This window comes from Chryseobacterium endalhagicum, assembly GCF_016745235.1.
GTDB lineage: Bacteria > Bacteroidota > Bacteroidia > Flavobacteriales > Weeksellaceae > Chryseobacterium > Chryseobacterium endalhagicum.
This window is the reverse complement of the sequence record NZ_JAELVM010000001.1, coordinates 220,674-246,582: the sequence shown is the minus strand read 5'-3', so window position 1 is coordinate 246,582 and position 25,909 is coordinate 220,674. Positions and strand designations below refer to the sequence as shown.

Here is a 25,909-nt window from a genome sequence, read left to right as displayed (position 1 = left end):
ATTATTTTTTTTCTACATTTACAAAAAACGAAAATCCATGAAAGTGAAATATTTACTTTTTAGTATTTTTTTAATGCTTTGTTGTCATATCAAAGCGCAGAATGAGTTTATCACGGTATGGAAGCCCAGCAATACAGGTTCTTTACCTACTCAAAGTACGGCAACCCAAATTCTGTTTCCCGGGATAGGAACAGATTATAACATTTACTGGGAAGAAGTTGGCTATCCTGCCCATAACGGAACACTGACTCATGTAACCACCGTTTTGGGGACTCCCCTTTTGATTGAATTTGGAACCCCTCTTAATCCTACAGCCGGTAATGCAACCTATACTTTAAAAATAAATCCGGAAATTGGTAATTTTCACAGGATCTGCTTTTATGGTCCCAGCCCGATGGTAAAGGGTGATCATTATAAAATTATTGATGTAACCCAATGGGGAGATACCAAATGGTCCAGTATGGAAAATGCTTTTTTCTACTGTGAAGAAATGGATGTCACTGCCACAGATATTCCTTTTTTAGATAATGTCACCAATATGTCTGGTATTTTTGGAGGATGCTATAAATTGGTAGGAAATCCAACCATTAATGATTGGGACGTCTCTCACGTGACCAATATGCGTCAAAGTTTCTACTTTGCTAAAGTTTTCAACCAGCCTATCAGCAACTGGGATATTTCCAATGTTACTGACATATCATCGATGTTTGTTTACACTGAACAGTTTAACCAGCCCATAGGAGTCTGGAATACTTCCAATGTTACCAGCATGGCCTGGACCTTTCTTTTCAGCAAGGTATTTAATCAGCCTCTTGCCAACTGGGATACTTCAAAGGTTACCGATATGAGCCAGATGTTTGCTGACACCGAATTATTTAATCAACCCATTGGAAACTGGAATACCTCCAGGGTAAAGGATATGTCCGGCATGTTTTCTTCAACGCTTATGTTTAACCAGCCTCTGGCTACCTGGGACACTTCCAGCGCAACCAATATCAGCTATATGTTTGGTGGTGCTGAAAAATTTAATCAACCCATCGGAAACTGGAATACTTCAATGGTGAAGAATATGTCCGGAACCTTCAGTGAAACCAAAGTTTTTGACCAACCCATTGCCAGCTGGGATACTTCTCAGGTTACTTCTATGTCGTTTATGTTTGGTTTTGCTGAAAAATTTAATCAGCCCATCGGAAACTGGAATACTTCAATGGTAGCCAGTATGCAAAATATGTTTTACCACTCATTCCTTTTTAATCAGCCGATAGGAAGCTGGGACACTTCAAATGTAACCAATATGCAGGGTATGTTTACGGACAACCCTATCTTCAACCAACCTATTGGCACCTGGGATACTTCAGCCGTAACAGATATGCGGTTTATGTTTAAAAATGCTGCCGTTTTCAATCAGGACCTCGGAAGCTTGAATTTATACGCCGTTACACAAATAAATGCTATGCTGGACTCTTCCGGTTTATCATGTACTAAATATAATTCTACATTACAAGGCTGGGCCAACAGTATTTCTACCCCCAATGCTCTATCCTTAGGCGCATCCGGACTGGCCTACTCTAGTCCGCAGGCAGTAACGGCCAGAAATTCTTTGATCAATTTTAAAAACTGGACCATTACGAATGATACCTACGATCCGGAATGTAATGTACTGGCGACTTCGGAAACCAATAAAAATTCAGGACTGAATATTTACCCAAATCCTGTAAAAAACACCCTGTTCTTTTCACAGGAATTAAAAAATATTGAAATTTATTCTATAGACGGAAAGCTTTTAAAAAGAAGTTCAAAAGGAAACCATATTGACCTTCCTGAACTCCTGAAAGGAATTTATATTGTAAAGGCTGATGATGATTCGGGAAATCCACTCTCTAAAAAAATCATCAAGGACTGATACAAAAGAAGCCGTTTCCACTATGGGAGACGGCTTCTTTTGTATTTTCATCAAAATAATTATTTTTAAAACCCTGAAGGTTTATTCACGGTACGGGCTGAACCGTTTGTTCCTCCGAGATCCGTTGTAATATTATTGATATTCTGTTTCGTGATGAGTCTTTTATAAGCCATCAGATAAAGATCTACCGTAAAGTTGTTATAGGTTCTTGCCGGATTGGCAGAAGTAAGAGCGATCAGTCTGCTGTTTGTGAATCTTGCTCTGATGTGCCATGTTCCGTTACTTTTGAATGAAGTTACATCCGGAGATCCCTGTCTGTTATCATTCACTCCGTTATCTCCATAGTCCAGAACTACATTCGTGGTCCCGTCATTCATTTTAAATGAGTAATTATGAACCACCACAAGGAATTTATCTGCATCAATTTTAGTATCATAGTCCGTAATCCCTGCACCTGAAACTCCGGTAAGGGAAAGTTTAAGATAATTAAACAGTCCGCTGCTTTCCAAAGTTGGATCGTACAGCTGAAGCGAATTTTCAGATGTGGCCAAAAAGCTTCCCCCGGTCATTGTAGGTTCTCCCGGATTTCTCAGATATAATGAATTGGTATAGGTACTTCCGTTCACATCAAGGGTTTCTTTGGGGTCAGTGGTTTTGATTCCTACTTTTCCCGACTGGGCATTGATCAGCATTCCCAGAAACAGGATCACTGTGATATACATTTTTCTTTCCATGATCATCATTATTGAAGGCCCAAAGGCGTGTTAGTTGAAACTCCTGAATATCCCGGTGAAGCAGATGCAGAAACAGATCCGTTGAATGTTCCCCAATCTTTTACCAGTGATCTTTCGAATACATTAAGGGTAAGCGTCCAGGTTCCGTTGGCTGAAGAAACAGTTCCTGCACCTTTAAAACTTAAATTAACTGCATGATAGGTCTTCCCTCCGCTTGTCACCTGCGTCACTTCCGTAGAGTATGCTCCGAAAGATTTAGGGGTGGTAGCTGTATTTACCGCAGATATGGCATCTGAAAAAACAGCACCTGTAATCGCTACTACATATTTTCCGGTTTCCAATCCGGTATTCAGATTGATGACCTCGTCCTGGCTTACATTTTTAAGAATGATATTATAGGTATTCACAGGCGCTACATTACGAAGTGAAATATCGAGCATTTTGATTTTTCCAACCGGGCTGGTATCTTTTGAACGGGTCAGAAGAAAGTAATTTCCTCTTGCCGGTGAATTCGCTGTATCTACAAGGTAAGATTCCACTAATGTTTCTCCGGCTACATCTAAAGTTCCCTGTGGATTAGAAGTATTAATTCCAACCTGAGCGTGTGCAGCAAAAAAAGTTCCTGCCACAAGGAATAAGGTGGTTATTTTTTTCATTATGTAATGTTTTTTATTGAATTAACGGAGCCGCAGCTGCACCAGTGGTAGAAGCTCTCAGGTCCTGTGTAGTATTTACTTCTTTTGCGTAAGCTTTATCAAAAACCAGAAGATTAAGCGTCCATACACCCGTTGGGTAAGAACTGTCCGGGGCAAAACCCTGGTAATCTGCCTTCAGTTTCCAGGTTCCACCTGAAGAATAGGCGAAAATCTGAGGCACCGGAGTCAGCCAGTCTGCAGAATAAGTTCTTACAGCCTGTGTAAATCCAAATGATGAGATCACAACAAGAAATTTACTGGAATTAATCTTGGTATCAAACTGGTTTACCCAGTCTTTATCTGAAGGATCACAGGTGATTTTAAACTGAATAAGATTAATGGGTGCCGGAGAATTCGGAACAAAGGAATCATTGTAGGCCGTAATTTTGTTTTCCGGAGCAGGAGACTTGATCACAAAAGTATAGTTTTCATCAGCTCCCAATTTCTCTAAAGGGCTTTTAAAAACCATTCCTGATGTTTTCATAGTCCCGTTCACTGATAATTCTTTTTCAGGGTTAGCAGTATTAATACCCACCTGTGCATTCATGCATGCAGCACTTAATAAAAGTACCATCGAAATAATTCTAGTCATTGGACTTATGTTTTTGTGTGTGTTTTATTAATTCATAAGTTACGGTTACCTGTTTTTCAATAAGCCCGACAAAGCCTCTATACTTCTGCGGTGCAGAGCATAAACATAAAAAAGGTAAAACTTTATGGAATAATCTGCTAGTACTTTACAACAAACATGCCAAATGAAAATAAATTAAAAAATAATTATTTATTACGATGAAAATACACTACATAGTCACAATTAAGTGAAAATAAATCAAAAATAAAACTTTAAATTAAAGAATTCGCAACAAAAAAAGTCTTTATAAAGGCATTCGATAAACGATCTTATTATTGAATAAAAAAAGACCACTGAAACAGTGGTCTTTATATTTATAAGAAAGTATGAATTATACTTTTTCTACCTGCATATAGCTCAACTCCATTGGAGTTTTTCTACCGAAGATCAATACAGAAACTTCGATTTTCTTTTTGTCTTCAAGAATTTTCTCAACCGTTCCGTTGAATCCATTGAAAGGTCCGTCAATTACTTTAACGTTTTCACCTACAATGTATGGGATTTCAACATCACTTGCAAATTCTGAAAGCTCATCCATTCTTCCCAGCATTCTGTTTACTTCAGATTTTCTCATGGGAACAGGATCTCCACCTTTCGTTAAACTTAAGAAAGATATTACTCCCGGAATGTTCTTAATTGCGTGAGGAATTTCTCCCATCAGATCAGCTTCGATCATTAAGTATCCAGGATAGTAAGGCTTCTCTTTAGGAACTTTTTTTCCGTTTCTGATCTGAATAACCTTTTCCATAGGAATAACCACCTGAGTTACGTACTGCTCAAACCCTAGACGTTTGATTTCTGTCTCAATGTAGTTTTTCACTTTATTTTCCTGTCCGCTGATCGCTTTCAGCACATACCATTTCAATTCGCTCATTATGGGAAAACATTTTTTTTAGTTGAACACGTTAATTAGCATTCCTATTATGTTGCTGATTGCTTTTGAAAACAATTCATCAACTCCAAAGGTAAATAATGCCAAAATCACTGTAGCAATAGTTACTACAATAGTGGAGGACTGAAGATCAGACCACTTTGGCCATTCAACTTTATGTCTGAATTCGTTATAAGAACCTTTTAAAAAATCAACAAATGAACTCATAATTAATATTTGCACGGGCACAAGGATTCGAACCCTGATCAACGGTTTTGGAGACCGGTATCCTACCATTGGACGATGCCCGTAGATAAAAAGCTTCCGGAGAGTTTCCTTCCGGAAGCCTTATTTATTTTAAGATGATTAGTCTAAGATTTCAGTAACCTGACCTGAACCAACTGTTCTACCTCCTTCTCTGATCGCAAATCTAAGACCTACGTTAAGAGCGATTGGCTGTAACAATTCTACAGTGATCTCTAAGTTATCACCAGGCATTACCATTTCTACACCTTCTGGTAAGAAGATCTCACCTGTAACGTCAGTAGTTCTTACGTAGAACTGAGGACGGTACTTGTTGTGGAATGGAGTGTGACGTCCACCTTCTTCCTTAGAAAGGATATAAACAGAAGCTTTGAATTTTTTGTGTGGCTTAACAGAATCTTTCTTAGCGATAACCATACCTCTCTTGATGTCAGTTTTTTCAATACCTCTCAACAATAGACCTACGTTATCTCCAGCTTCTCCTCTGTCAAGGATTTTTCTGAACATCTCAACTCCTGTAATAGTAGAAGTTAATTTCTCATCACCCATACCAACGATATCAACTGGATCTCCAGTGTTGATAACACCAGCCTCGATTCTACCAGTTGCTACAGTACCTCTACCTGTAATAGAGAATACGTCTTCGATTGGCATCAAGAATGGCTTGTCAGTATCTCTTGGTGGTTGCTCGATCCAAGTATCAACAGCATCCATCAATTCTTCAACTGATTTGAACCACTTGTCTTCAGTATCAGGAGTAGCAGCAGTAGCAGCAGTAAGAGCTCCTAATGCAGAACCTTGAATTACTGGAGAGTTATCACCGTCAAACTCGTAAGTAGACAATAGATCTCTAAGTTCCATTTCAACAAGCTCTAAAAGCTCAGCATCGTCTACCATGTCAACCTTGTTCATGAAAACAACGATTCTAGGTACGTTTACCTGACGACAAAGTAGGATATGTTCTCTTGTTTGAGGCATTGGTCCGTCAGTTGCAGCACATACTACGATAGCTCCGTCCATCTGAGCAGCACCAGTTACCATGTTCTTTACGTAATCCGCGTGACCTGGACAGTCAACGTGAGCATAGTGTCTTTTTTCAGTTTCGTATTCGATGTGTGCAGTATTGATAGTAATACCTCTTTCTTTTTCTTCTGGAGCAGAGTCAATTGCAGAGAAGTCTTTTTTCTCAGCAAGACCTTTGCTAGCTAATACAGCAGAAATAGCAGCTGTAAGAGTAGTTTTACCATGGTCAACGTGACCAATAGTACCAATGTTCAAGTGTGGTTTGTTACGATTAAACGTTTCCTTTGCCATGATTTAAAATTATTTATTTTATTATTTTCAATTTTTCGGTGTGCAAATATAATGATTTTTTAAATACCAAAACCTTTTTATTTAAAAAAGTTTCAATATTCAAATCAATGAAGCACAAACCTTATATTTCAATGTATTGAGACTGCAAATTTACACATTTTTCTGAATTGAAAAAAATCCTTGTAAACGTTTTTATTCCAAAAAAGAAAGTATCTGATTCGTTCTGAATAATATAGATCCCAAAAATATTTTTTAAACCCTGAAATTCATGCCAAAAAAACCGTTTTAATTGTTTTCTCGTACATAGTATAAACCTCTAAAAATACTATTATGAGAACACTATTACACTTCTTTTTGGTTCTGATGACCGTGACGACTTTTTTTTCGTGCGACGATTCTGATGATCCGATGATGCCGGACAGCAATGTAACCGGGCCAGATCTTATGGCTTACGGGCTTACAGGAATGAATGAACTGGTTTCTTTCAATGCCAATAATCCCAAAACATTTGCAGCTAAAACAGCCATTACAGGCATTACATCCGGTGAAAAATTAATGAGTATAGATTTTAGACCGGCTACCGGAGAATTATACGCCCTGTCAAATGCCAGCAAATTATACATTATCAATACAGCCAGCGCCTCTGCAAGAATGATAAGCACCACGGCTTTCAGTCCTGCCGTTTCCGGATCCATAGCTTCCATTGATTTCAATCCTACGGTAGACAGAATCCGGCTGGTAAGTAATACGGGACAAAATTTAAGACTTCATCCTGAGACCGGAGCTGTGGCAGCTACTGACACCAATATTTCAGGCAGCGGAACTCCAAGCATCAACGGAGTAGCTTACACGAACAGCAAAGCGGGTGCTTCCTCTACTGTTTTATATGATATAGATCCCCTTTCCGGAAAACTATTCAAACAGGATCCTCCGAATAACGGAACTTTGGTGGAAGTAGGAAATCTGGGAGCAACATTTTCAGGACAGGCGGCTTTTGATATTAAATTTGATAACAGCACAGCTTTACTCGCTTTAAACGAAAAATTGCATACTCTGGATCTGAATAACGGTAAAGCCACTTTTATAGGATCATTTCCACAGGCTATTATAGATCTTGCGATTCCAACCGAAGCTGTTGCCTATGCTATTGACAATTCAAATAATCTGCAGATCTTCAATCCGAACAACCCGATGCCGGTTTCAAAAACAGTGGCAGGACTACAGACCGGAGAAAATATTCTGGGTATAGATTTCCGTCCTTTGAATGGCCAGCTGTATGCTTTGGGAAGCTCAAGCAGAATTTATACCATCAATTTGGGAACCGGTGCCGCTACTGCTGTAGGAAGCTCGCCTTTTGCCACTTTACTCGCCGGAACAGATTTCGGATTTGATTTCAATCCAATGGTTGATAAAATACGGGTAGTAAGTAATACCGGACAAAATCTCCGTTTAGATCCTGTTACCGGAGGCATCACAGCAGCAGATACCGCCATCAATCCGGTTACAGCGATGATCAGTGCCGCTGCTTACACCAATAATTTTGCAGGAACTACATCTACTACTCTATTCGTGATCGATCATAATACAGATAAACTGTATCAGCAAACTCCTCCTAATAACGGAACTCTTGTAGAAACAGGTTCTTTAGGAATCAATGTGACCAATGCCAACGGTTTTGATATCGGAAGTGTAAGCCAAAAAGCATATCTGATGGCTACCGTGGGAACTTCTACAAAACTGTATACCGTTAATACCTCATCAGGAGCCGCAACAGCCGTTTCCGATTACCCAAATGCTGTAAAAGCGTTTGCAGTAGGATTAGGATTTTAAAGACTTCATCATAATAATATGGGCCGTCTCAAAAGTGAGACGGCCTTTTTTTGACTAATTTCAACGCAAAACTTTCATGCTATATCTCCTGATTTCAAGGCAAGCAAAGAGGTGTGGCTGCACCACTGAATAAGCGGACGTTTTATCCACACGCTTCATCGAATCAATTTCAATTGATTTTCTACTTTGCATTCCTAAAATATAAAGTATGATCTTCAAACTTTGCGTTTAATAAAATTACTACTTTACCCGCAACCTCGAAAAAATAAGTCTTAAAGAATAAACAACAAAATAATCCCCGAAACTTTTGGATTCGGGGATTATTCCTGGGAAGCTTTTTATACAGCCTCACTGCAGATTTACACAATATTCTAATCTTTGAGACTGCCAGATTAAGAACCCATAATTCTTTTTATTTGACATCAAATTTCCTGAATGACCGGATCAATAAGTACAGCCCCAACAAGAAAGCTCCTACCATCAGGATCAGCGGGGTAGAATTATTTCCAAAAGACACAAAAGAGAAAAGCTCATTAAATATAAAGCCGATCATATTGATATCAAAGAACCAAAGTAGCAATACATACAGAACGGTCACTGCGATGGCAATTCCTCTGTAATTTGGATTAAATATACGGCTAAGCGTTCTTTTCACCTTACTTCTGAAACCCGCGGGAAGCAAATAAGCAGGAATAAAAAGAGTATACAGGCCTATTGAATACATAAATGAGATATTCAGCATCAGAAGCACATTCAGATGGAAAAAAATGGCCAGCAGAAGCATCAACCTGAAAAATTTCGGATAAAGAAAAGATACTATAAAAATGGTTTCAAAAAAGACGGTTAAATAGTCCAGGATTTCCCAGAATATCTTAGAGTGTATCCCATCATAAACATCCGAAAGAAAATCTTTCCATTCCAGGATATATCGGTACTGACTGAAAAAGATCTGTGTGTATTGGGTATCCATACTCAGCCAGCCTCCTAAAATTTTGGAAAACCCGGCGGTAAACATTCCGAAACTAAAAATCAGGCTCATCATAAACATAGGCCATGATTTCGCCGGCTCATCCGTTTCTTTTTCAGGCTCCGGAAAGAAACTGTACCTTCTGTTCCATGGGGAAAATGCCATAATTAAGATCGGCAGGGTATACACAAAATCATGATTTACCTTTCCAAAAGAATAAGCATAATTATTGACCAGCACATACACCACCATATAAAGTATTGCAAATAGCCTTGGCTTAAAGCCTATCAGAATCATCAGCAATGCGAAATACACGATATATCTGCATGCCACAAAAAAGGCTTCTGAAGGAATGAAGTCTATAAAAGACAGCAAGCTGATAGGCGGATGCATTGCACTATTCGGAATAGAATGAATCCAGCTGTTATCTGATACGCCTGTCCATAACAGGAACATAGAGAAAAATATTCGGTAAAAAGCCAGAAACTCATCACTCGGATGGTAACTGGTGAAAGGAAGTTCTTTTAATTTATTCATCATCGTTAGTTTTTAAAATCGGAAACTCAGTACAGTATCACGGACGGCTGTATCATTCATTTTTCTTGTGGTGATATCGAAATCTTTAGTTTCATTGATCACCTCCATGCCTGTTACTTCTTTGTCCGGGAACCTTTCTCTTAGTTTTTCTACGATGAATTTTTTGCTTTCGTTTAAATCTACTTTTTTAATATTCCGGTTAAGGATAGATTTTTTCAGCAGATAAAGTTCTCTTTTATAGAGCGGCAGGCTGTTTATCCTGCTATCCAATATCGGGGATTTCTTAGGAAAAAGTAAATTCTGCATCAGGGTGATCTGTATGGTTCTTGGTATTCTGGCACCCAGATAATCATTTTTGGATAAAATACTGTCTGTCCCATCTTTAAAAATGACATGGGAAGTTGTTTTTGTAAATTTAATGTACTTTCCGTCTTTTATAGGGTATGAGGAAAATCCCGGAAAATTAAAGGATGGGTAGGTCTCTTCGAGATTTAGTTTAAAAATCAGCTGCAACGGGAGCAGAATGATTAGAAAACCAAACAGGAAAAGCACAGATTTCTTGTAGCGTTTCATATTTGTGTTTTAACATTTGTAAATTAATACCTATTAGTAAGAGCCTTTGTAAGGCTGTGTTTTTGAGAATAAAGGGAAACTTTTCTACAAATGTCGGAAAGGTCGGAAGTTCATTCTTTTTTCAATCATTGTGTGTTTTTAATAATCGCCGAATTTAATTATTTTATTGAAATCATACAAAATAAAGCTAAAAAAACTTCGCCCCGGAAAAATCCGGGGCGAAGTCATATAAAACAAGACTAAATTGATCGTAATTTTTTACTTCTGTTAAAAATCCAGAAAATAATCGGGAAAATAAGTAAGGTAAGGACGGTTGCCGTAATAAGCCCCCCGATGATTACAATGGCTAATGGTTTTTGAGATTCCGAGCCAATTCCCGTAGACAAAGCCGCCGGCATAAGTCCTATCGAGGCCATCAATGCCGTCATAATCACAGGACGTGTTCTGGATTTAACGCCGTTTAATATGGCATTATCCAAACTCAGCCCGTTCTTGACATTCTGATGGAATTCCGTGATAAGAATCACCCCATTCTGAATACAGATTCCGAGCAAGGCAATCATTCCCACTCCTGCTGAGATTCCAAAGTTCATTCCCGTAAGATGCAGGGCAATAATCCCCCCGATCAATGCAAAAGGAACATTCGCCAGTACCAGCAAGGAATCTTTCATGTTTCCAAAAAGAATGAACAACAGGAAGAAAATCCCCAGAATACTGACCGGAACCACCTGCGCCAGTCTGTGCGAAGCTCTCTGCTGGTTTTCAAACTGACCTGTCCAGCCAATGGAATACCCATCGGGAAGATCAATATTCGCTACTTTTTTCTGGGCATCGGCAATCGTACTTCCCAAATCCCTGTCACGGATCGAGAATTTAACCCCGATATACCTTTTAATATCGTCCCTGTAAATAAAGGCAGCTCCGTTATCTTTTACAATAGTACTGATCTCTTTCAGCGGAATCTTTGCCCCGTCCTGGGTAGGAACCATCAGTGACGCGATATCATTTTCATCTTTTCTGTATTCCTGGGAGTATCTGAGGCGGATCGGGAATTTTCTTTCCCCGTCAAACATTTCTGAAGCCGTTTTACCCCCGAAAGCCATTTCCAGAACAGACTGCGCATCATCCGGCATGACTCCGTAAGCCGCCATTTTATCCCTGTCCAGCACGACACTTACTTCCGGCTGGCCAATATTTTTAATAATCCCCGGATCTTTTACGCCTTCTACATCTTTGATCTGTTTTAAAACCTGATCGGCCAACTGGTCTAAAGTTTCCAGGTTGTCACCATAGATCTTGATTCCGTTTTCCGCCTTGAAACCGGCTACAGCTTCCGCCACATTATCCGAGATCGGCTGGGAATAATTGAAGGTAATTCCCTGATAGCTTCTGAGTTTTTTATCAATTTCCTCGATCAGTTCTTCATAGCTGATCTTACGTTTCCATTCTTCTTTGGGTTTAAGGTTAACAGCAAACTGTACAAATCCAAAACCGTTGGGATCTGTTCCGTCATTGCTTCGTCCCGTCTGGGCAAGAACATCGGTAACTTCAGGAAAGCTCATAATGTCTTTCTTTAAAAAATCGGCAGTCTTCAGAGATTCTTTCAATGAAGAACTCATCGGCATTTCCGCAGTGATCCAGAGTGAACCTTCATTCAGCTGGGGAAGAAATTCTGTTCCTAAAAATTTTCCGGAGAATAAAGTCACCACCATGAAAGATATGGCAACAATTAAACTCATCCTTTTATGTTTAAAGGTATAGTTGAATCCTTTCAGTACAATTCTGTCCCAAAAATTAACAAACGGGTTATTTTTTTCCTTAACATTTTTATTCAAAAGGATATGGGAAAGCACAGGAACCAGGGTCAAGGTGAATATCAATGCTCCTACAAGCGCAAATCCTAAAGTAAATGCAAGAGGCGAGAACATTTTCCCTTCTACTTTCTGAAATGAGAAAATAGGAATCAGCGAGGTGATGATAATTAATTTTGAAAAGAAAATAGCTTTCCCCAAACCTGTTCCCGTCTGTTTGATCCAGCCTCCTTTGGATAATTTATTGAATTTTTCCGTTCCATATTTGAGGGCTTTGTGGTCGAGCATTACAAAGAGCCCTTCCACCATGACGACGGCTCCGTCAATAATGATCCCGAAGTCCACCGCTCCCAATGAAAGCAGGTTGGCACTCATTCCCGCCAGTTTTAAACATAAAAATGCAAACAATAAAGACAGCGGAATAATGATGGAAACAATGAATGTCGTTCTCCAGTCCGCCATAAAGATAAGGACAATGACTGTCACCAGAATGATTCCTTCAATAAGGTTATGCATTACGGTATGCGTGGTAAAATCCATCAGGTTGTCACGGTCATAGAAAGTCACCATTTTCACATCTTTCGGAAGGATCTTTTCATTCAGTTCTTTGATCTTCGCTTTTACACCTACCAGAACTTCCCGCGGATTTTCTCCTTTCCGCATCACCACGATTCCTTCTACGGTATCTTCATGCTGATTAAGACCGGCCTGCCCTACTCTCGGCATCGAGCTTTCATGAACATCCGCCACATATTTTACCAAAACCGGATTTCCGCTGTCATTCTGAATCGTAATATTTCCAATATCCGCTACCGATTTTACCAGACCAATTCCTCTTACCACATAGGCCTGACCGTTTTTCTCGATAACATCACCTCCGACATTTAAATTACTCTTCGTCACCGCATCATATACCTGTAGGGGTGTAAGATTGTATTTATCCAAAGCCCTCGGATCAATACTTAATTCGAAAACTTTATCCTGGCCTCCGAAAACATTGATGTCGGCTACCCCCGGAACACCTCTCAGCGCACGGTCTATTACCCAGTTTTGCAGGGTGAGCAGTTCTCTGGAATCTTTTGTTTTACTTTCCAGCGTATATCTGAAAATTTCCCCGGTTGGCCCGTAGGGTGGCTGAACTTCCGGATCCACCTCATCAGGAAGGCTTACGGTTCTTAATTGGTTATTCACCTGATTTCTGGCGAAAGTATCATCCACCCCGTCGTCAAAAAGAATTTTAACAATGGAAAGTCCAAACATCGTGGTACTTCTCACACTGGTTTTCTTCTGGACCGGGCTCATGGCCAATTCGATGGGGGTAGTCACAAAACGTTCCACTTCTTCTGCGCTACGGCCATTCCATTGGGTTATAATGACAATCTGGGTATTGGTAACATCGGGGAAAGCTTCAATGGGCATATTTTTGAAACTGATGAACCCCGCAATGGCTAAAATAGCTACCCAGATAAAGGTAAATGCCTTATTCTTTAAGGAGAAAGCAATTATATTTTTAATGAATTTATTCATGATAGATTGATTGGTGACCTAAAAAAGCCGTTGAAAAATTTTTGATTTTTCTTTGAATATTGAACTTTAAATAGTTTTTTGAACCATTAAGGAAATTGAAGAGATTAAGAATAGTTAAGCCATTCGCAGGCGAATCTGAATAAGCTAAACGATTTCTAATTCGGAGCTTAATTTTTTAATTAATCTTAATGGTTTTAAATAGACTTAGCTGTTCAATGAGCGGTAAATCAGCAGCTGGTTATTGGTGATAACCTGTTCCCCGTCAGACAAACCTTCGGAAATGTAAGTAACATCTCCTACCTGCTTTAATATTTTTATTTCTTTAACTTTTATATCGGTTCTGGATTTAAAAACGACCACAAAACTTCTGTTATCATCGAAAATCACTGCTTTTGAAGGCACTGTCAGCGCTGTGCTATTCTCTGAACTGGATACCTTGATGGTCGCTTTACTTTCCGGAATCAGAAGGCCGTTGGCATTATCCAGCACTACTCTGGCCTGCATTGAATTGGTTTCCGGATCAATGATCTTGAATATTTTATCAATCCTTCCGTCGAAAACTTTATCGGGATAAGATAATGTAGAAACCTGTGCTTTCATTCCCAGACTTATTTTTTCAATATCAGCTTCATTCACGTTCATGATGGCCCATACATTGGTGGTATTGGCCACATCAAAAATATTTTCGCTTCTGTCGCTTCTCAGCTGCATATCTTTATTGATGTTCTTCTGAACGACATATCCGCTGATGGGTGCAAGAACACTATAGATATTTCCTTTTTTCACATTGTAAACCGTACTTACAGCTGTCGCTCTCTGCATCTGATCTTGGGCTTTCTGTACCACACTTCTGGCTTCAAGGACTTCTCTTTCTGTATTCAGTTTTCCTTCATACATTTCTTTGGCTACACGCAGGTTGTTTTGGGCAACTACAAGATCAGTCTTGGCATCACTTACATCTTTCTGCACCTCGGCAAGCTCCGTACTTCTGATGGTCGCCAGCACCTGTCCTTTTTTCACATAATCCCCTAATTCAGCATTCACACTTAAAACATTTCCGCCTACCAATGGATATACATCGATGTAGCTGTTTTTATCGGCAGATATTTTTCCGTAAAAACTGTATTGATCTTCTATGTTTTTTTTCTCGGCTTTGGCCAGAGAAATAGAGTTCAGCATCGTATTGCTTAGTTCAAATCCTTTTTTGGCTTGGGGAGCCTTGCTTTCTTCTTTTTTCGTACAAGACAACAGGGATAAGGCTATCAGTACAGGTATTATATATTTTTTCATTGTTTAATAGAAGATTTTCGTTTGTATGAGTTGGTTAAGTTCTTCTGCAGACTGCATGATATCGTTTTTCATATCATAGATCTGGAGAGCCGTTTCGCGGTAGCTATCCATGAAATCTGTAAATTCTATCAGGTTGACATTTCCTTTCCTGAAATTTTTCAGCATGCCTTCGTATACCAGTTCCATATTGTTAAGATCTGTAGTTTTAATCTCTGCAAGCTGATCATATTGTCCCTTCCATGTTTTATAGGCGGCCTGAACTTTAGTCTCGAGGTTCAGTTTCCGATAGTCTGCATTCTTCTGGTTCTGCTGGATGGCATAATTGGCTTTTTCTACATTTCCCTGGTTGGATTTCCATAACGGCAGAGGAATTCCCACCATCAGATTCACTTCATTTTTAAAGGTTCCTCCGTTCTGATCCCATCCGGCGCCTACATTCAGATCCGGAACATTCAGGGATTTCTGCCATTGCGCGTACAGCTTGCTGTTGTCTATTAATTTCAGAAAATACAGGTAATCGGCATTATTTTCCAGCGCTTTTCTCTTCAGTTCCTCTTCATCTCCGAAAGGCTGTGCCGCGAGAATCTCTTTCGCATCAGCATCAGACAGCTGCGGTTCGATCTCATCCTGGATTCCTGTGAGTACTTTTAAATTCTGTTCAAATTCAAGGATGTTTTTATTGATACCTAGTTTGTCGTTATTAAGCTGGATCACGAGGCTCTGAAGTCTTACTTCATCTTTCAGGGAAACGTTTCCTTTAGCCGACTGAACCCGGTAAGCACTTAAAAGATCATTCATATAGCCGAGTTGCTTATTGGTATTATCCAGTTTCAGTTTCTCGTAATACAGATTGAAGTAAGCCGTGTGAAGTTGTGTTCTCAGGTCCACAAGAAGCTGTGAAAACTGAAGCTGGGCCAGTTCTTTATTGGATTTTGCAAAGGCAATTTCATTTTTCTTTTTTCCGCCCATATAGATCAGCTGGGTGATCTCTGCTCCTTTGGCGTGGCCTATATCAAAGGCTTTTTTACCTTCAGGATTGTATGCATTGATCTGTCCGCTCAGCTGTGGAAGTTCCCATATCCTGGCCTGCAGTATATCTGCATCGGCCATATTAATGTTGTATTGTTCTGCCAGAAGCTGAAGATTGTTTTTCTGAAAAGCCTCTTCACAGTCCAAAAGCGACATCTGCTGCTGTCCTGCCATGAATGAGGAAATGGCAATAAACAGCCCTGCAATTTTGTTCATTCTATCTTTTTTATGGTACAAAATTGCCCTTACGCGATTAAAATGCCCTTAAAGGAGCCTTAAAAAAATATTAAATTTGAATTTAAACCATTGAGAATATTGGAAAAACTGGATAATATGGATGATTTTTATAAGATTAATTTAAAATATTCATTATACATTTCAATTCTGGTATTTCGGAAATAAAGTGAAAACGATTTAAGTTGTCCTTGTGTTTAATAATCGCAAGGATAAACAAAGAATTAGGCTGAATGGTATTACATAAGACAGACAAAGCCGCTTCGCTTAGTTTTGAAAATCAACCAGGAAAATAAGGTAAGTTTTAAAAGGTATTAATTTCATCAAGTGGAAATTATAAACCTGATTGTTATTTGTTGAAAATAACACTGAATTTATTGGTGTTCTCAGAAGGAGAAGAGTACACTATATCGGCACCGTGATATTCAAGGATTCTCTTGACGATACGAAGCCCAAGGCCGGAGCCGGAAATATTCTGGGAATTGTTTCCTCTCATAAAAGCTTCAAATAATTTCGACTGTTCTTCCTCAGGAATGGTATTTCCATGGGAAGTCACATCAACGGTAAGATAATGGATGGTTTCAGTGATCAGAATATCCACTTCCGTATCATCAGAATACACCGCTGCATTTTTAAAAAGATTGATAAAGACAATCACCAGCAGAGACTGGATGCCGCTGATGGTTAAAAGACCGTTTTCCGAGGTGTCTTCCGAGATCAGAAAATCCATTTTCAGGGACGGATAACTTTTTTCCACCGCTTCGAAGGCTTCAAAAATAACTTCATCAATCCTAACCTCTTCGTAAATGCTCTGGATATTTTCCTTATCAAATTTGGTAAGCAGTAAAAGAGAGTTGGTAAGATCAGACAATTGGTATACATCCCGCTGGATCTGCTTTAGGGAAGTCAGGGTTTCCGGGGAATGGTTCTCAAACTTGATCAGGTTTTCCAGCTGGAATGCCATTCTTGTAATGGGCGTTCTTATCTCATGGGAAGCACTTGCGGTAAAATCTTTCTGAGACTGGAATACATCATTCAGTCTTACAATCATGGTATTAAAAGATTTGGCCAGGACATTAATCTCGTCATCAGAGTCCTGAACAGGGATCTGTTTTGTAAGTTTATGGGCTGTGACTTCTGAAATTTCAGTATTCAGGTCTTCCAGAGGGCGCAAAAACTGCCCCATAAAATAATAACTGAAAAATCCGATGAGAAGCGTACTCATCACATAGGCTGTGATCAGAAGGTATTTAAGATATTCCAGTTTGGATTTCCCGTTGGTATCCAAAGCACTGGTAAGGATATAGTAATTTTCGCCATTGATGTTACGAAGGGCTGCATAAATTTCCGGAACCGTTTTTTCGGTGTAAATGAGTTTCTTTTCATCCAGTTCTTTAAGCAGGGCATTATCCCAGGTAACGTTCCTGTCTTTGATGGTGCTGTAGATCAGTTCTTTATCTGCATTAAAGATCAATATGGTTTCATTAAGAAGAATATTGTCCGAGTTTTCGTTAAAAAATACAGGAGCTTCTTCTTCAAAATCCTTAGACTTGGAAATAAAATGTGAGGTAAATTCAAGGCGCTGCCTGAACCTTTCTTTAAACTCATCTCTTCTGAAATCATTAAAAGAAAGATAAATCACCGCCATTACCATTGCAAAAAGCAGGGAAAAAGCGATACTGATCGTTAGGGCTATCTTTCTTTTTAAAGACATTTATAATGGGCTTAGGTAATATCCGAATCCGGAACGGGTATGAATGAGCTTCAGTTTAAAATCCTTATCGATCTTTTTCCTCAAAAAGTTGATGTAAACTTCTACTGTATTGGTGTTGGTATTGAAATTATGTTCCCAGACATGTTCGGTGATCTGCTGTTTGGAAACGGTTCTTCCCTGCGCTTCGGCAAGATAAACCAGCAGCTGGAACTCTTTCAGCGTAAGTGCTATTTCATTTCCGGCTCTGTATACTTTCTGCTCCGTTTTGTTGATGATAAGGTCATCTACCCGGATAATATCCTGATCGGAAGAATCCGACGGCGCTTTTCTTCTTAAGAGTGAATTGACTCTAAGCAGCAATTCCTCAAACTGAAAAGGCTTCACCAGATAGTCATCGGCAAGTCGTGTAAATGCATCTTTTTTATCGGAAATATCTCCGTAAGCAGAAATAATGATGATCGGGGTATTTTTATCGAAAGAACGGATGGTCTGGCATACATCCAGACCGTTTATTTTAGGAACATTGATGTCCAGCAGATACAGATCATAGGTATTGTTTTTGATCTGGCGGAGAAAGGTTTCACCGTCATAAATTTTATCACAGGTGAAGTTGTTGGATTCCAGGAACCGGCAAAGTTCCGCAGAAAGAATGAGGTCGTCTTCCAATAAAAGAATATTCATCAAGATCTTATTTTATACGAATTTAACAAAAAAATTATGTTCCTGTGTTATCACTTAGAAGCGGATGAACAGATTTAATTAAATTTTAAGCTGAATTTTCATGCAAAATTTTTTACTGAGCAGATTTTTCACGCAAGGAAAAACAAAGAATTGATTTAATTTCTTTAGGTAAGATAAACAAAGGCGTTTCCCTTATTTCCGAAATACAAGGATTCCAGCCCTGAAATTTTATTCCTCCCTGTTTACATTAAAAAGAAAAGAGCTGGTTGAACTTTGGTATTGTTTTACTTTTTTAAATGAAATGCCTTTGTTTACCTTTATTAAAATAGTTTCATTTCAAAAAACTTTGTTTATCCTTGCGATTATTAAAATGTTTAAAACGACATCAGAGTATCAACCCAAAGACTATTTTTCTTATTCCTTTTCCAGTAATTTACTTGAATTGAGGGCAAAAAAAAAATCCCGAATAATATCCGGGAAATCTGGTGAGCCAACTACGGGACTTGAACCCGTGACCTCTTCCTTACCAAGGAAGCACTCTACCGCTGAGCTAAGTCGGCATTGAACCAAAAAAATCACACTGAGCAGCATGATTTTTCTTGAGCGGAAGACGGGGGTCGAACCCGCGACATTCAGCTTGGAAGGCTGACGCTCTACCAACTGAGCTACTTCCGCAATTTTGTTTCCAAAATTATTGGTAACGCTGTGCAAATCTAGGAAAATTCCTTTAAATACACAAATTTAAATTTAATATAAAATGTGGGGAGAGCAGGATTCGAACCTACGAAGCCGAAGCAACTGAGTTACAGTCAGTCCCATTTAGCCACTCTGGAATCTCCCCTCATGTTTTATATTAAAATTGAGCCTCCAGAGGGATTCGAACCCACGACCCCGAGATTACAAATCACGTGCTCTGGCCAACTGAGCTATGGAGGCAATTTTAAATTGTAGTCTGAAACTTTAGAGAAAATCTACTCTACGTTTTTCAGCAGTGAAAAAAAAATCACCCTCAGACAGAGTGAAACTTTTTGAGCGGAAGACGGGGGTCGAACCCGCGACATTCAGCTTGGAAGGCTGACGCTCTACCAACTGAGCTACTTCCGCAATTTTGTTTCCAAAATTATTGGTAACGCTGTGCAAATCTAGGAAAAATCCTTTAAACACACAAGTTTTAATCTAATATAAAATGTGGGGAGAGCAGGATTCGAACCTACGAAGCCGAAGCAACTGAGTTACAGTCAGTCCCATTTAGCCACTCTGGAATCTCCCCTCATGTTTATATTAAAAAGAGCCTCCAGAGGGATTCGAACCCACGACCCCGAGATTACAAATCACGTGCTCTGGCCAACTGAGCTATGGAGGCAAATATAAAAAAGAATTCAAAAGATCGCTGTTCCCTTTTTGCGAGTGCAAATATAGAACGGATTTTTTGAATTCTCAAACTTTTCTATAACTTTTTTTGACTTTTTTTCCTAAGCCATTTCTTTTTTCTTGATTAATAGCTTTTTAGCGGTATCAACGCAAAGGTCTAAACTTTCTTCAAAAGTTCCGGAAGTCTTTTTTACAACGATATCATCGCCCGGAACGCCTAAAATAAGTTCGGCTGTTTTATTATTCTTATCCGCGTTATTTTCAACTTTCAGGAACACCTTGCACTCATGAATTTTATCATAAAAGGTTTCCAATTTGCTTACTTTTTTGTCAATGTGTGATTCTAATGGTTCGTGTGGAGTTAAACCAATTGATTGAACTGTGATCTTCATAATTCTTCTTTTTTAGATGCTCGAGGGTGAGCCTGATTAAACACTTTTTTCAATTGTTCAATATTAGCATTCGTATAGACTTGAGTACTGGCAAGACTGGAATGCCCTAATATTTTTTTTACTTTGGAGATCTCCGCCCCATTATCCAAAACGTGTGTAGCAAAGCTATGCCGCAGGATGTGAGGACTTCTTTTTTCTTTCGTTGTTACAAGACTAAGGTACTTATTAACTACCACATAAACAAATTTTTCAGAGAGTTTTTTACCCTTTTTATTGACAAAAAAATATGATTTATATTCGGTCTCAGGTTTCCTTACAGCCAGATAACTTTCCAGCAGATGCGACAGGTCCTTGGAGATGGGAATAAAACGTTCTTTATTTCCTTTCCCTATTACCTTCAGCTCGTTTCCGCCTATATTTACATACTCAAACATCAGGCCACAAAGCTCTGCTTTACGCATCCCGGTTTGGTACAGCACTTCGATAATGCATTTTTCGAGGATATCATGCTCCTGGGAAAGAACACGCTCATTAAGGTTCTGCATTTCTTCCTGAGACATAGGAATCTGTTTTTCAGCATAAAACTTAAGGGAGGAAATACTTTCGGCTGGAGAAACTTTAATCTCGCCAATTTTTAAAAGAAATAAATAAAAACTTCTGAGTGTTGATAGTTTTCTGTTGATGCTCCTTTTGGCAATATTATTTTCACTGAGTTCTACGATGAAATTCCGGATCACTTTTTTATCCGCTTTGGAAATGTCCTCGGAACCTTCTGTTTTGGCATAGAAATGTAAAAAATCTGCAAGGTCTTTTTTGTAGCTTGTAACGGTATGAGGCGAATACCTCTTTTCGAACTGTAAATATTCTAAATATTTATCCAACATCACTTAGGGTATAAAAACAAAAATTCACCTCTCAAATATACGAATATTTAAGAAGTGAATTTATATGTGGTTAAGAAAAATCTTAAGCCTGCTCTTCCTTGCTAAGCCCTCTCTGTTTGTGAGCGGCTTTTAGTCTAGCTTGTCTTAAAGTTACAGAAGGCTTAATAAACTGCTGTCTAGATCTTAATTGACGAACTGTACCCGTTTTATCAAATTTTCTTTTATATTTTTTTAAAGCTCTGTCGATGGATTCCCCATCTTTTACTGGAATTATTAACATATTTTACATCTCATTTTGGATTGCAAAGTTAACATTTTTTCATTAATCTGCAAGTCATACCATCTAAAAAATATTTTTCAGGCTATTATCTCATTTTAATAAATTAACAAATCATTAATATTAAACTTAAATTTAACATTAAAAACGTATAATTTTAACTAATAACATGATTTTATTTAAAATATAACGAAAATACTTTATGATAAATTTATTTTAATTAGATTTGCGATGATTAAAACTCTAAAAACCAGACCACTATGAAAACAACGGGAAAGAATTCTCTTTTTGCAATATCTTCTTTTTTTCTCTATTTCTTCCCCACACTCCCCTGATAGTGCTCTATTAACACAAAACATACTTTATTTTCTTCAAATTTTTCTTTATAAAATACCTTTGTTCAATATGGTAAGAAAATTACTCCTCTTATTTTTATTCACCTCCTATACTTTTATTTCTGCTCAGGAAGACTGTAATTCCGCCATTACGGTGTGTGGAAACTCTAATATCAATTATACGCCATCGGGAATTGGAAACATCAACGAAAATGTCGGCGGATGCTTATCCGGGGAACATCATTCCGTATGGTATAAATTCACCATTGCAACCAGCGGAACCCTGACATTTAATCTTGTTCCTACGGGACCTGTGGATTACGACTGGGCCATCTACGGACCTAACGCAAGCTGCACCAACCTGGGAAGCCCGATCCGGTGTAATGCATCAGGAGACCTTACCAGCACGGGAATGAATATGACGAATACCAACACCTCATCACCGGGAGGCTTCAGCGACCCTTACTGCCGTTATATGGATGTGGTTGCGGGACAGACTTATTATTTATATCTGGATAACTGGTCTACTACGGTATATACTTTTAATCTGACATGGGGAGGAACGGCTACTTTTGTTTCCCCTTTTAATAATACATCTTCAGCTCCGAATCCGTTTATACCACCGGGAACACCGGGCCCGAACGCCAATTCACCACGCGAGATCCCAATCTGTGGCACGACTGCCACCTTCGATTTCAGTTCTTTATCTGCTGGAATATTAAACGGAAACCCCAATTTCACCGTTACTTATTTTAACAGTGCCAATAATGCAGCAACCGGAACGAACCCAATCACCTCCCCTGCTACCGTAAATACTACGAATACTTATTATTACAGCATTAACTACCATGACCCGAACAGTCCGGGAAGCACGATCAATGCCTGTAAACAGACCAATGCCATTGTTTTCAGAAACAAAAGTATTACTGCCGCAATAACACCGTCGGCCCTTGTTTTATGTCCGGGAGGAAGTGTAACTTTAACTTCCAATGTGACCACAGGAAACACATGGTCTACGGGAGCCACTACATCATCTATCACGGTAACAGCTCCAGGAACCTATACTTTAACCACAACAAACGGAACCTGTACAAGCGCTCCGGTTTCCACTACTATTACTCAGGATACTGACCCTACTGTCAATATCACCGGGAATTTAGTACTCTGTGAATCGGCCAGTACGCAGCTTACTGCTTCTTCTACCGGAACGGGAAATACTTACACCTGGTCCACAGGAGCCACGGGAAATACAATTTCAGTTACGGCACCGGGAACATATACAGTTACCGTGAAAACACCAGCCAACTGCCAGTATACAAAAACAGCAACGGTAACACAGGGAACTGTCCCTGCTGTTCAGAATTCAAGTTTAAGCCAATGTTCTAATACGGCAACTGCTATTTTCGATCTTACCTCGTCGCAGCCTGCTATCAGCTCAACAGCCAATGTAAGTTTTGATTATTATGTAAATCAGGCAGACGCAGTCGCAGGAAACGGGAATACCATTACGAATCCTGCCGCTTACAGCTCGGGTAATACAACAATCTATGTTCGTGTCAAATCAGCAACCTGCTTTAAAATTACAGAATTACAATTAAATATTACACAATCTGCAACACCTACCATCACAGCATCCTCTCCTACGATATGCTATGGAGGAAATGTTACGCTCACATCGAGCAGTACCACCGGGAATACGTGGTCAACCGGTGCAACAACTCCATCAATCACTATTACAACCGAAGGTACTTATACTTTAACCAACACAAGCGGAAGCTGTACCAGTAGTCCAGTTTCAATCACCATAAATAAGGAGAGTGATCCCAATGTAACGGTGACAGGGAATTTGCTTTTATGTGATTCAGCCAGTACACAACTTACAGCCGCTTCATCGGGAACGGGAAACACCTACACATGGTCTACAGGCGCTACAACACCATCAATCACGGTAACCGCTCCGGGAACTTATACGGTTACGATGAAAACTCCTGCCAACTGTCAGTACACGAAATCTGTCACAGTGACCCAGGGCCTTGTTCCTGCTGTACAGAACTCAAGCTTAAGCCAATGTTCCAATACAGCGACCGCCACTTTTGATCTTACCTCATCACAGCCTAATATCAGTACAACCGCAGCGATAAGTTTTGATTATTATGTGAATCAAGCGGATGCGGTTGCAGGAAATGCGAATACCATTGCAAATCCTACGGCTTATAACTCGGGAAATGCTACGATCTATGTACGGGTAAAATCTGCAACCTGTTTCAAAGTGGCTCAACTGCAGCTTTCCGTGACGCAATATCCTGTACCAACCATCAGTGCATCTTCTACAGCGATCTGCTATGGAGGAAGCGTTACTTTAACTTCAAGCAATACAACAGGGAATACGTGGTCCACAGGCGCAACAACGCAATCTATCACGATTACAACTCCCGGAACGTATACTTTAACAGGATCAAGCGGATTATGCTCAAGCACTCCGGCTTCTATTACAATTGCAGCAGAAAACAATCCCAATCTGCAGGTTTCAGGAAATCTTAGTTTCTGCCAGGGATCTTCAACGGTATTAACCGCCACTTCACAAGGCACAGGAAATACATTTACATGGTCAAATGGCGTGAATGGAGCCACCAACACGATTACCGTACCCGGCACGTATACCGTTACGGCAACAACACCTTCCGGATGCCAGTATCAAAAATCCGTAATCGTTGCGATGGATAATGCAATCACAGTAAACATTGCACCACCTGAGCAGATTACCTGTGTTAATCCACAGGTCACCCTCAACGCAACAGCTTCTATTTATCAGCCTGGAGCTACATTTCTATGGACAGCTGCCAATGGAGGAACTATTGTTTCGGGAGCCAATACTTTAACTCCTACGGTGAATAACGCAGGAACTTACACCCTTACCATCACAAGCGCAACCCCTTCCGGATGCGTGAATCAAGCTTCGGTAACCGTTATAAAAAATACAACACCTCCGACTATTACCGTTTCAGCTCCTAAAACCACCATCTGTCTTGGGGAATCTGTAATCCTTACTGCAACAGGAGCTGCTGCGTATACATGGACCGGACTTACAGGTAATGGAAATACACAAGTGGTTTCACCCACCACAACTACAACGTATACCGTAACAGGAACAGGCTCTAACGGATGCCCTGCTCAAACATCTGCCACGATAACGATCAAAGTGGTTCCTGAAATAGTTTCCACCTTAAAAGATATTGAAATCTGTAAAGGTGATAAATCCATTCTGGATGCCGGAGCCGGACCTAATTACACTTACTTATGGAATACGGGGGCAACAACCCAAACCATCAATATAGAGCTTGCAGGAACCTATTCAGTCACCATAAACAATGGCGTCTGTTCAAAAACGTTTACTGCTACGGTAAAATATATTGTTACTCCGGAAATTCTAAGTATTGACTATAAAGACAATACATTAACCATCAATATCAAAAACAGCGGAAACCTTCCGGCAGAATACTCGATAGACGGAGGAGTAACCTGGCAGTCATCCAACATATTTACCCATGTGCTCAGAAATACACAATATCCTATTAAAGTAAGAAACAGAGGTGCATTATGCGAAACCAATGCAACTTATTACACGTTTTTCATGTCCAATGTGATCACTCCCAATAATGACGGCAGAAATGACGTGATCAATTTCAGCGAAATCAGCAAGTATGGTAATTTCCAGGGTAGTATTTTTGACAAGTACGGAAAAACTATTTTTAAAATCAGTACAAAAACCCCGATATGGAACGGAAGATATCTGGACAGCCCACTTCCTTCCGACACGTATTGGTATAGATTATTCTGGGAAGATAAGATCACCAAAAAACCGGTAGAAATATCCGGATGGATCTTATTAAAAAACAGAGATTAATCAATCTTCACCTGCCGGCAGCTTTTTTTGCCGGCAGTTTTATTATTTCAAGGGTTCAAAATATAATCTCTACAGCATAATTAAAAAAGCAATATGAGATATTAACTGTATTTGAACAAAAAGCATTATCTTTGCCTTCAC

At 39.4% G+C, this 25,909-nt stretch carries 19 protein-coding genes and 8 tRNA genes; 3 read left to right on the top strand and 24 right to left on the bottom strand.

Features of this window, described 5'->3' with window-relative positions; genetic code table 11:
* The first annotated feature begins 37 nt into the window (after positions 1 to 37).
* Positions 38 to 1,903, top strand: coding sequence for a BspA family leucine-rich repeat surface protein (locus JET18_RS01040; RefSeq protein WP_202088552.1), 1,866 nt, complete (start codon positions 38 to 40; stop codon positions 1,901 to 1,903).
* Between the two features lie 65 nt (positions 1,904 to 1,968).
* On the opposite strand, the gene JET18_RS01035 is transcribed toward JET18_RS01040, so the two are convergent.
* From JET18_RS01035 to tuf, 7 genes are all read right to left on the bottom strand, one after another.
* A complete protein-coding gene (locus JET18_RS01035; RefSeq protein ID WP_202088551.1) occupies positions 1,969 to 2,637 on the bottom strand; it encodes a hypothetical protein in 669 nt (222 codons plus the stop codon).
* An 8-nt stretch (positions 2,638 to 2,645) separates the two neighbouring features.
* On the bottom strand, positions 2,646 to 3,293 hold the full coding sequence (locus JET18_RS01030) for a hypothetical protein (protein ID WP_202088550.1): 648 nt from the start codon (positions 3,291 to 3,293) through the stop codon (positions 2,646 to 2,648).
* Between the two features lie 13 nt (positions 3,294 to 3,306).
* Positions 3,307 to 3,924, bottom strand: a complete 618-nt coding sequence (locus JET18_RS01025) for a hypothetical protein (protein WP_202088549.1) — start codon at positions 3,922 to 3,924, stop codon at positions 3,307 to 3,309.
* A 370-nt stretch (positions 3,925 to 4,294) separates the two neighbouring features.
* Positions 4,295 to 4,837 carry a transcription termination/antitermination protein NusG gene (nusG, locus tag JET18_RS01020; protein ID WP_034749670.1) on the bottom strand — a complete coding sequence of 181 codons (543 nt, stop codon included), beginning with the start codon at positions 4,835 to 4,837 and terminating at the stop codon, positions 4,295 to 4,297.
* A gap of 18 nt (positions 4,838 to 4,855) precedes the next feature.
* The gene (secE, locus tag JET18_RS01015; protein WP_034723808.1) at positions 4,856 to 5,062 is read right to left on the bottom strand and encodes a preprotein translocase subunit SecE; all 207 of its coding nucleotides are present in this window, start codon (positions 5,060 to 5,062) and stop codon (positions 4,856 to 4,858) included.
* Between the two features lie 12 nt (positions 5,063 to 5,074).
* Positions 5,075 to 5,145 (bottom strand) — tRNA-Trp (locus JET18_RS01010).
* Between the two features lie 55 nt (positions 5,146 to 5,200).
* On the bottom strand, positions 5,201 to 6,412 hold the full coding sequence (gene tuf / locus JET18_RS01005; RefSeq protein WP_202088548.1) for an elongation factor Tu: 1,212 nt from the start codon (positions 6,410 to 6,412) through the stop codon (positions 5,201 to 5,203).
* Between the two features lie 330 nt (positions 6,413 to 6,742).
* Between tuf and JET18_RS01000 the strand changes: the two genes are divergently transcribed.
* Positions 6,743 to 8,242, top strand: coding sequence for a DUF4394 domain-containing protein (locus JET18_RS01000; RefSeq protein ID WP_202088547.1), 1,500 nt, complete (start codon positions 6,743 to 6,745; stop codon positions 8,240 to 8,242).
* 412 nt (positions 8,243 to 8,654) lie between these two features.
* Here JET18_RS01000 and JET18_RS00995 read toward each other — a convergent pair whose 3' ends face one another.
* The 17 genes from JET18_RS00995 to rpsU form a co-directional block, all read right to left on the bottom strand.
* Positions 8,655 to 9,749: a hypothetical protein gene (locus tag JET18_RS00995; RefSeq protein WP_202088546.1), complete on the bottom strand. Its 1,095-nt coding sequence runs from the start codon at positions 9,747 to 9,749 to the stop codon at positions 8,655 to 8,657.
* A gap of 9 nt (positions 9,750 to 9,758) precedes the next feature.
* Positions 9,759 to 10,319 (bottom strand): hypothetical protein, encoded by a 561-nt coding sequence (locus tag JET18_RS00990; RefSeq protein ID WP_202088545.1) that lies wholly within the window; start codon positions 10,317 to 10,319, stop codon positions 9,759 to 9,761.
* Between the two features lie 239 nt (positions 10,320 to 10,558).
* A complete protein-coding gene (locus JET18_RS00985; RefSeq protein WP_202088543.1) occupies positions 10,559 to 13,657 on the bottom strand; it encodes an efflux RND transporter permease subunit in 3,099 nt (1,032 codons plus the stop codon).
* 204 nt (positions 13,658 to 13,861) lie between these two features.
* Positions 13,862 to 14,947: an efflux RND transporter periplasmic adaptor subunit gene (locus tag JET18_RS00980; RefSeq protein ID WP_202088542.1), complete on the bottom strand. Its 1,086-nt coding sequence runs from the start codon at positions 14,945 to 14,947 to the stop codon at positions 13,862 to 13,864.
* A 3-nt stretch (positions 14,948 to 14,950) separates the two neighbouring features.
* Complete coding sequence (locus JET18_RS00975; protein ID WP_202088541.1) at positions 14,951 to 16,192, bottom strand: TolC family protein; 1,242 nt, start codon at positions 16,190 to 16,192, stop codon at positions 14,951 to 14,953.
* 367 nt (positions 16,193 to 16,559) lie between these two features.
* The gene (locus JET18_RS00970; RefSeq protein ID WP_202088540.1) at positions 16,560 to 17,924 is read right to left on the bottom strand and encodes an ATP-binding protein; all 1,365 of its coding nucleotides are present in this window, start codon (positions 17,922 to 17,924) and stop codon (positions 16,560 to 16,562) included.
* Positions 17,925 to 18,605, bottom strand: coding sequence for a response regulator transcription factor (locus JET18_RS00965; RefSeq protein ID WP_202088539.1), 681 nt, complete (start codon positions 18,603 to 18,605; stop codon positions 17,925 to 17,927). It abuts the gene before it with no gap.
* Between the two features lie 488 nt (positions 18,606 to 19,093).
* Positions 19,094 to 19,165: transfer RNA gene (locus tag JET18_RS00960), tRNA-Thr, on the bottom strand.
* 42 nt (positions 19,166 to 19,207) lie between these two features.
* Positions 19,208 to 19,280: transfer RNA gene (locus JET18_RS00955), tRNA-Gly, on the bottom strand.
* A gap of 85 nt (positions 19,281 to 19,365) precedes the next feature.
* Positions 19,366 to 19,446 (bottom strand) — tRNA-Tyr (locus JET18_RS00950).
* Between the two features lie 21 nt (positions 19,447 to 19,467).
* A tRNA-Thr gene (locus JET18_RS00945) sits at positions 19,468 to 19,541 on the bottom strand.
* 95 nt (positions 19,542 to 19,636) lie between these two features.
* A tRNA-Gly gene (locus JET18_RS00940) sits at positions 19,637 to 19,709 on the bottom strand.
* Positions 19,710 to 19,794: 85 nt separating this feature from the next.
* Positions 19,795 to 19,875, bottom strand: a tRNA-Tyr gene (locus JET18_RS00935).
* Positions 19,876 to 19,894: 19 nt separating this feature from the next.
* Positions 19,895 to 19,968, bottom strand: a tRNA-Thr gene (locus tag JET18_RS00930).
* 109 nt (positions 19,969 to 20,077) lie between these two features.
* Positions 20,078 to 20,368, bottom strand: a complete 291-nt coding sequence (locus tag JET18_RS00925) for an HPF/RaiA family ribosome-associated protein (protein ID WP_202088538.1) — start codon at positions 20,366 to 20,368, stop codon at positions 20,078 to 20,080.
* On the bottom strand, positions 20,365 to 21,252 hold the full coding sequence (locus JET18_RS00920; RefSeq protein WP_202088537.1) for a tyrosine-type recombinase/integrase: 888 nt from the start codon (positions 21,250 to 21,252) through the stop codon (positions 20,365 to 20,367). Before JET18_RS00920 ends, JET18_RS00925 begins: the two co-directional genes overlap by 4 nt.
* An 82-nt stretch (positions 21,253 to 21,334) precedes the next feature.
* Positions 21,335 to 21,532 carry a 30S ribosomal protein S21 gene (gene rpsU, locus JET18_RS00915; protein WP_202088535.1) on the bottom strand — a complete coding sequence of 66 codons (198 nt, stop codon included), beginning with the start codon at positions 21,530 to 21,532 and terminating at the stop codon, positions 21,335 to 21,337.
* 402 nt (positions 21,533 to 21,934) lie between these two features.
* On the opposite strand from rpsU, the gene JET18_RS00910 reads away from it, so the two are divergent.
* Entirely contained in the window at positions 21,935 to 25,768 is a 3,834-nt protein-coding gene (locus tag JET18_RS00910) for a T9SS type B sorting domain-containing protein (RefSeq protein ID WP_202088533.1), read from the top strand.
* The last annotated feature ends 141 nt before the right edge of the window (positions 25,769 to 25,909 follow it).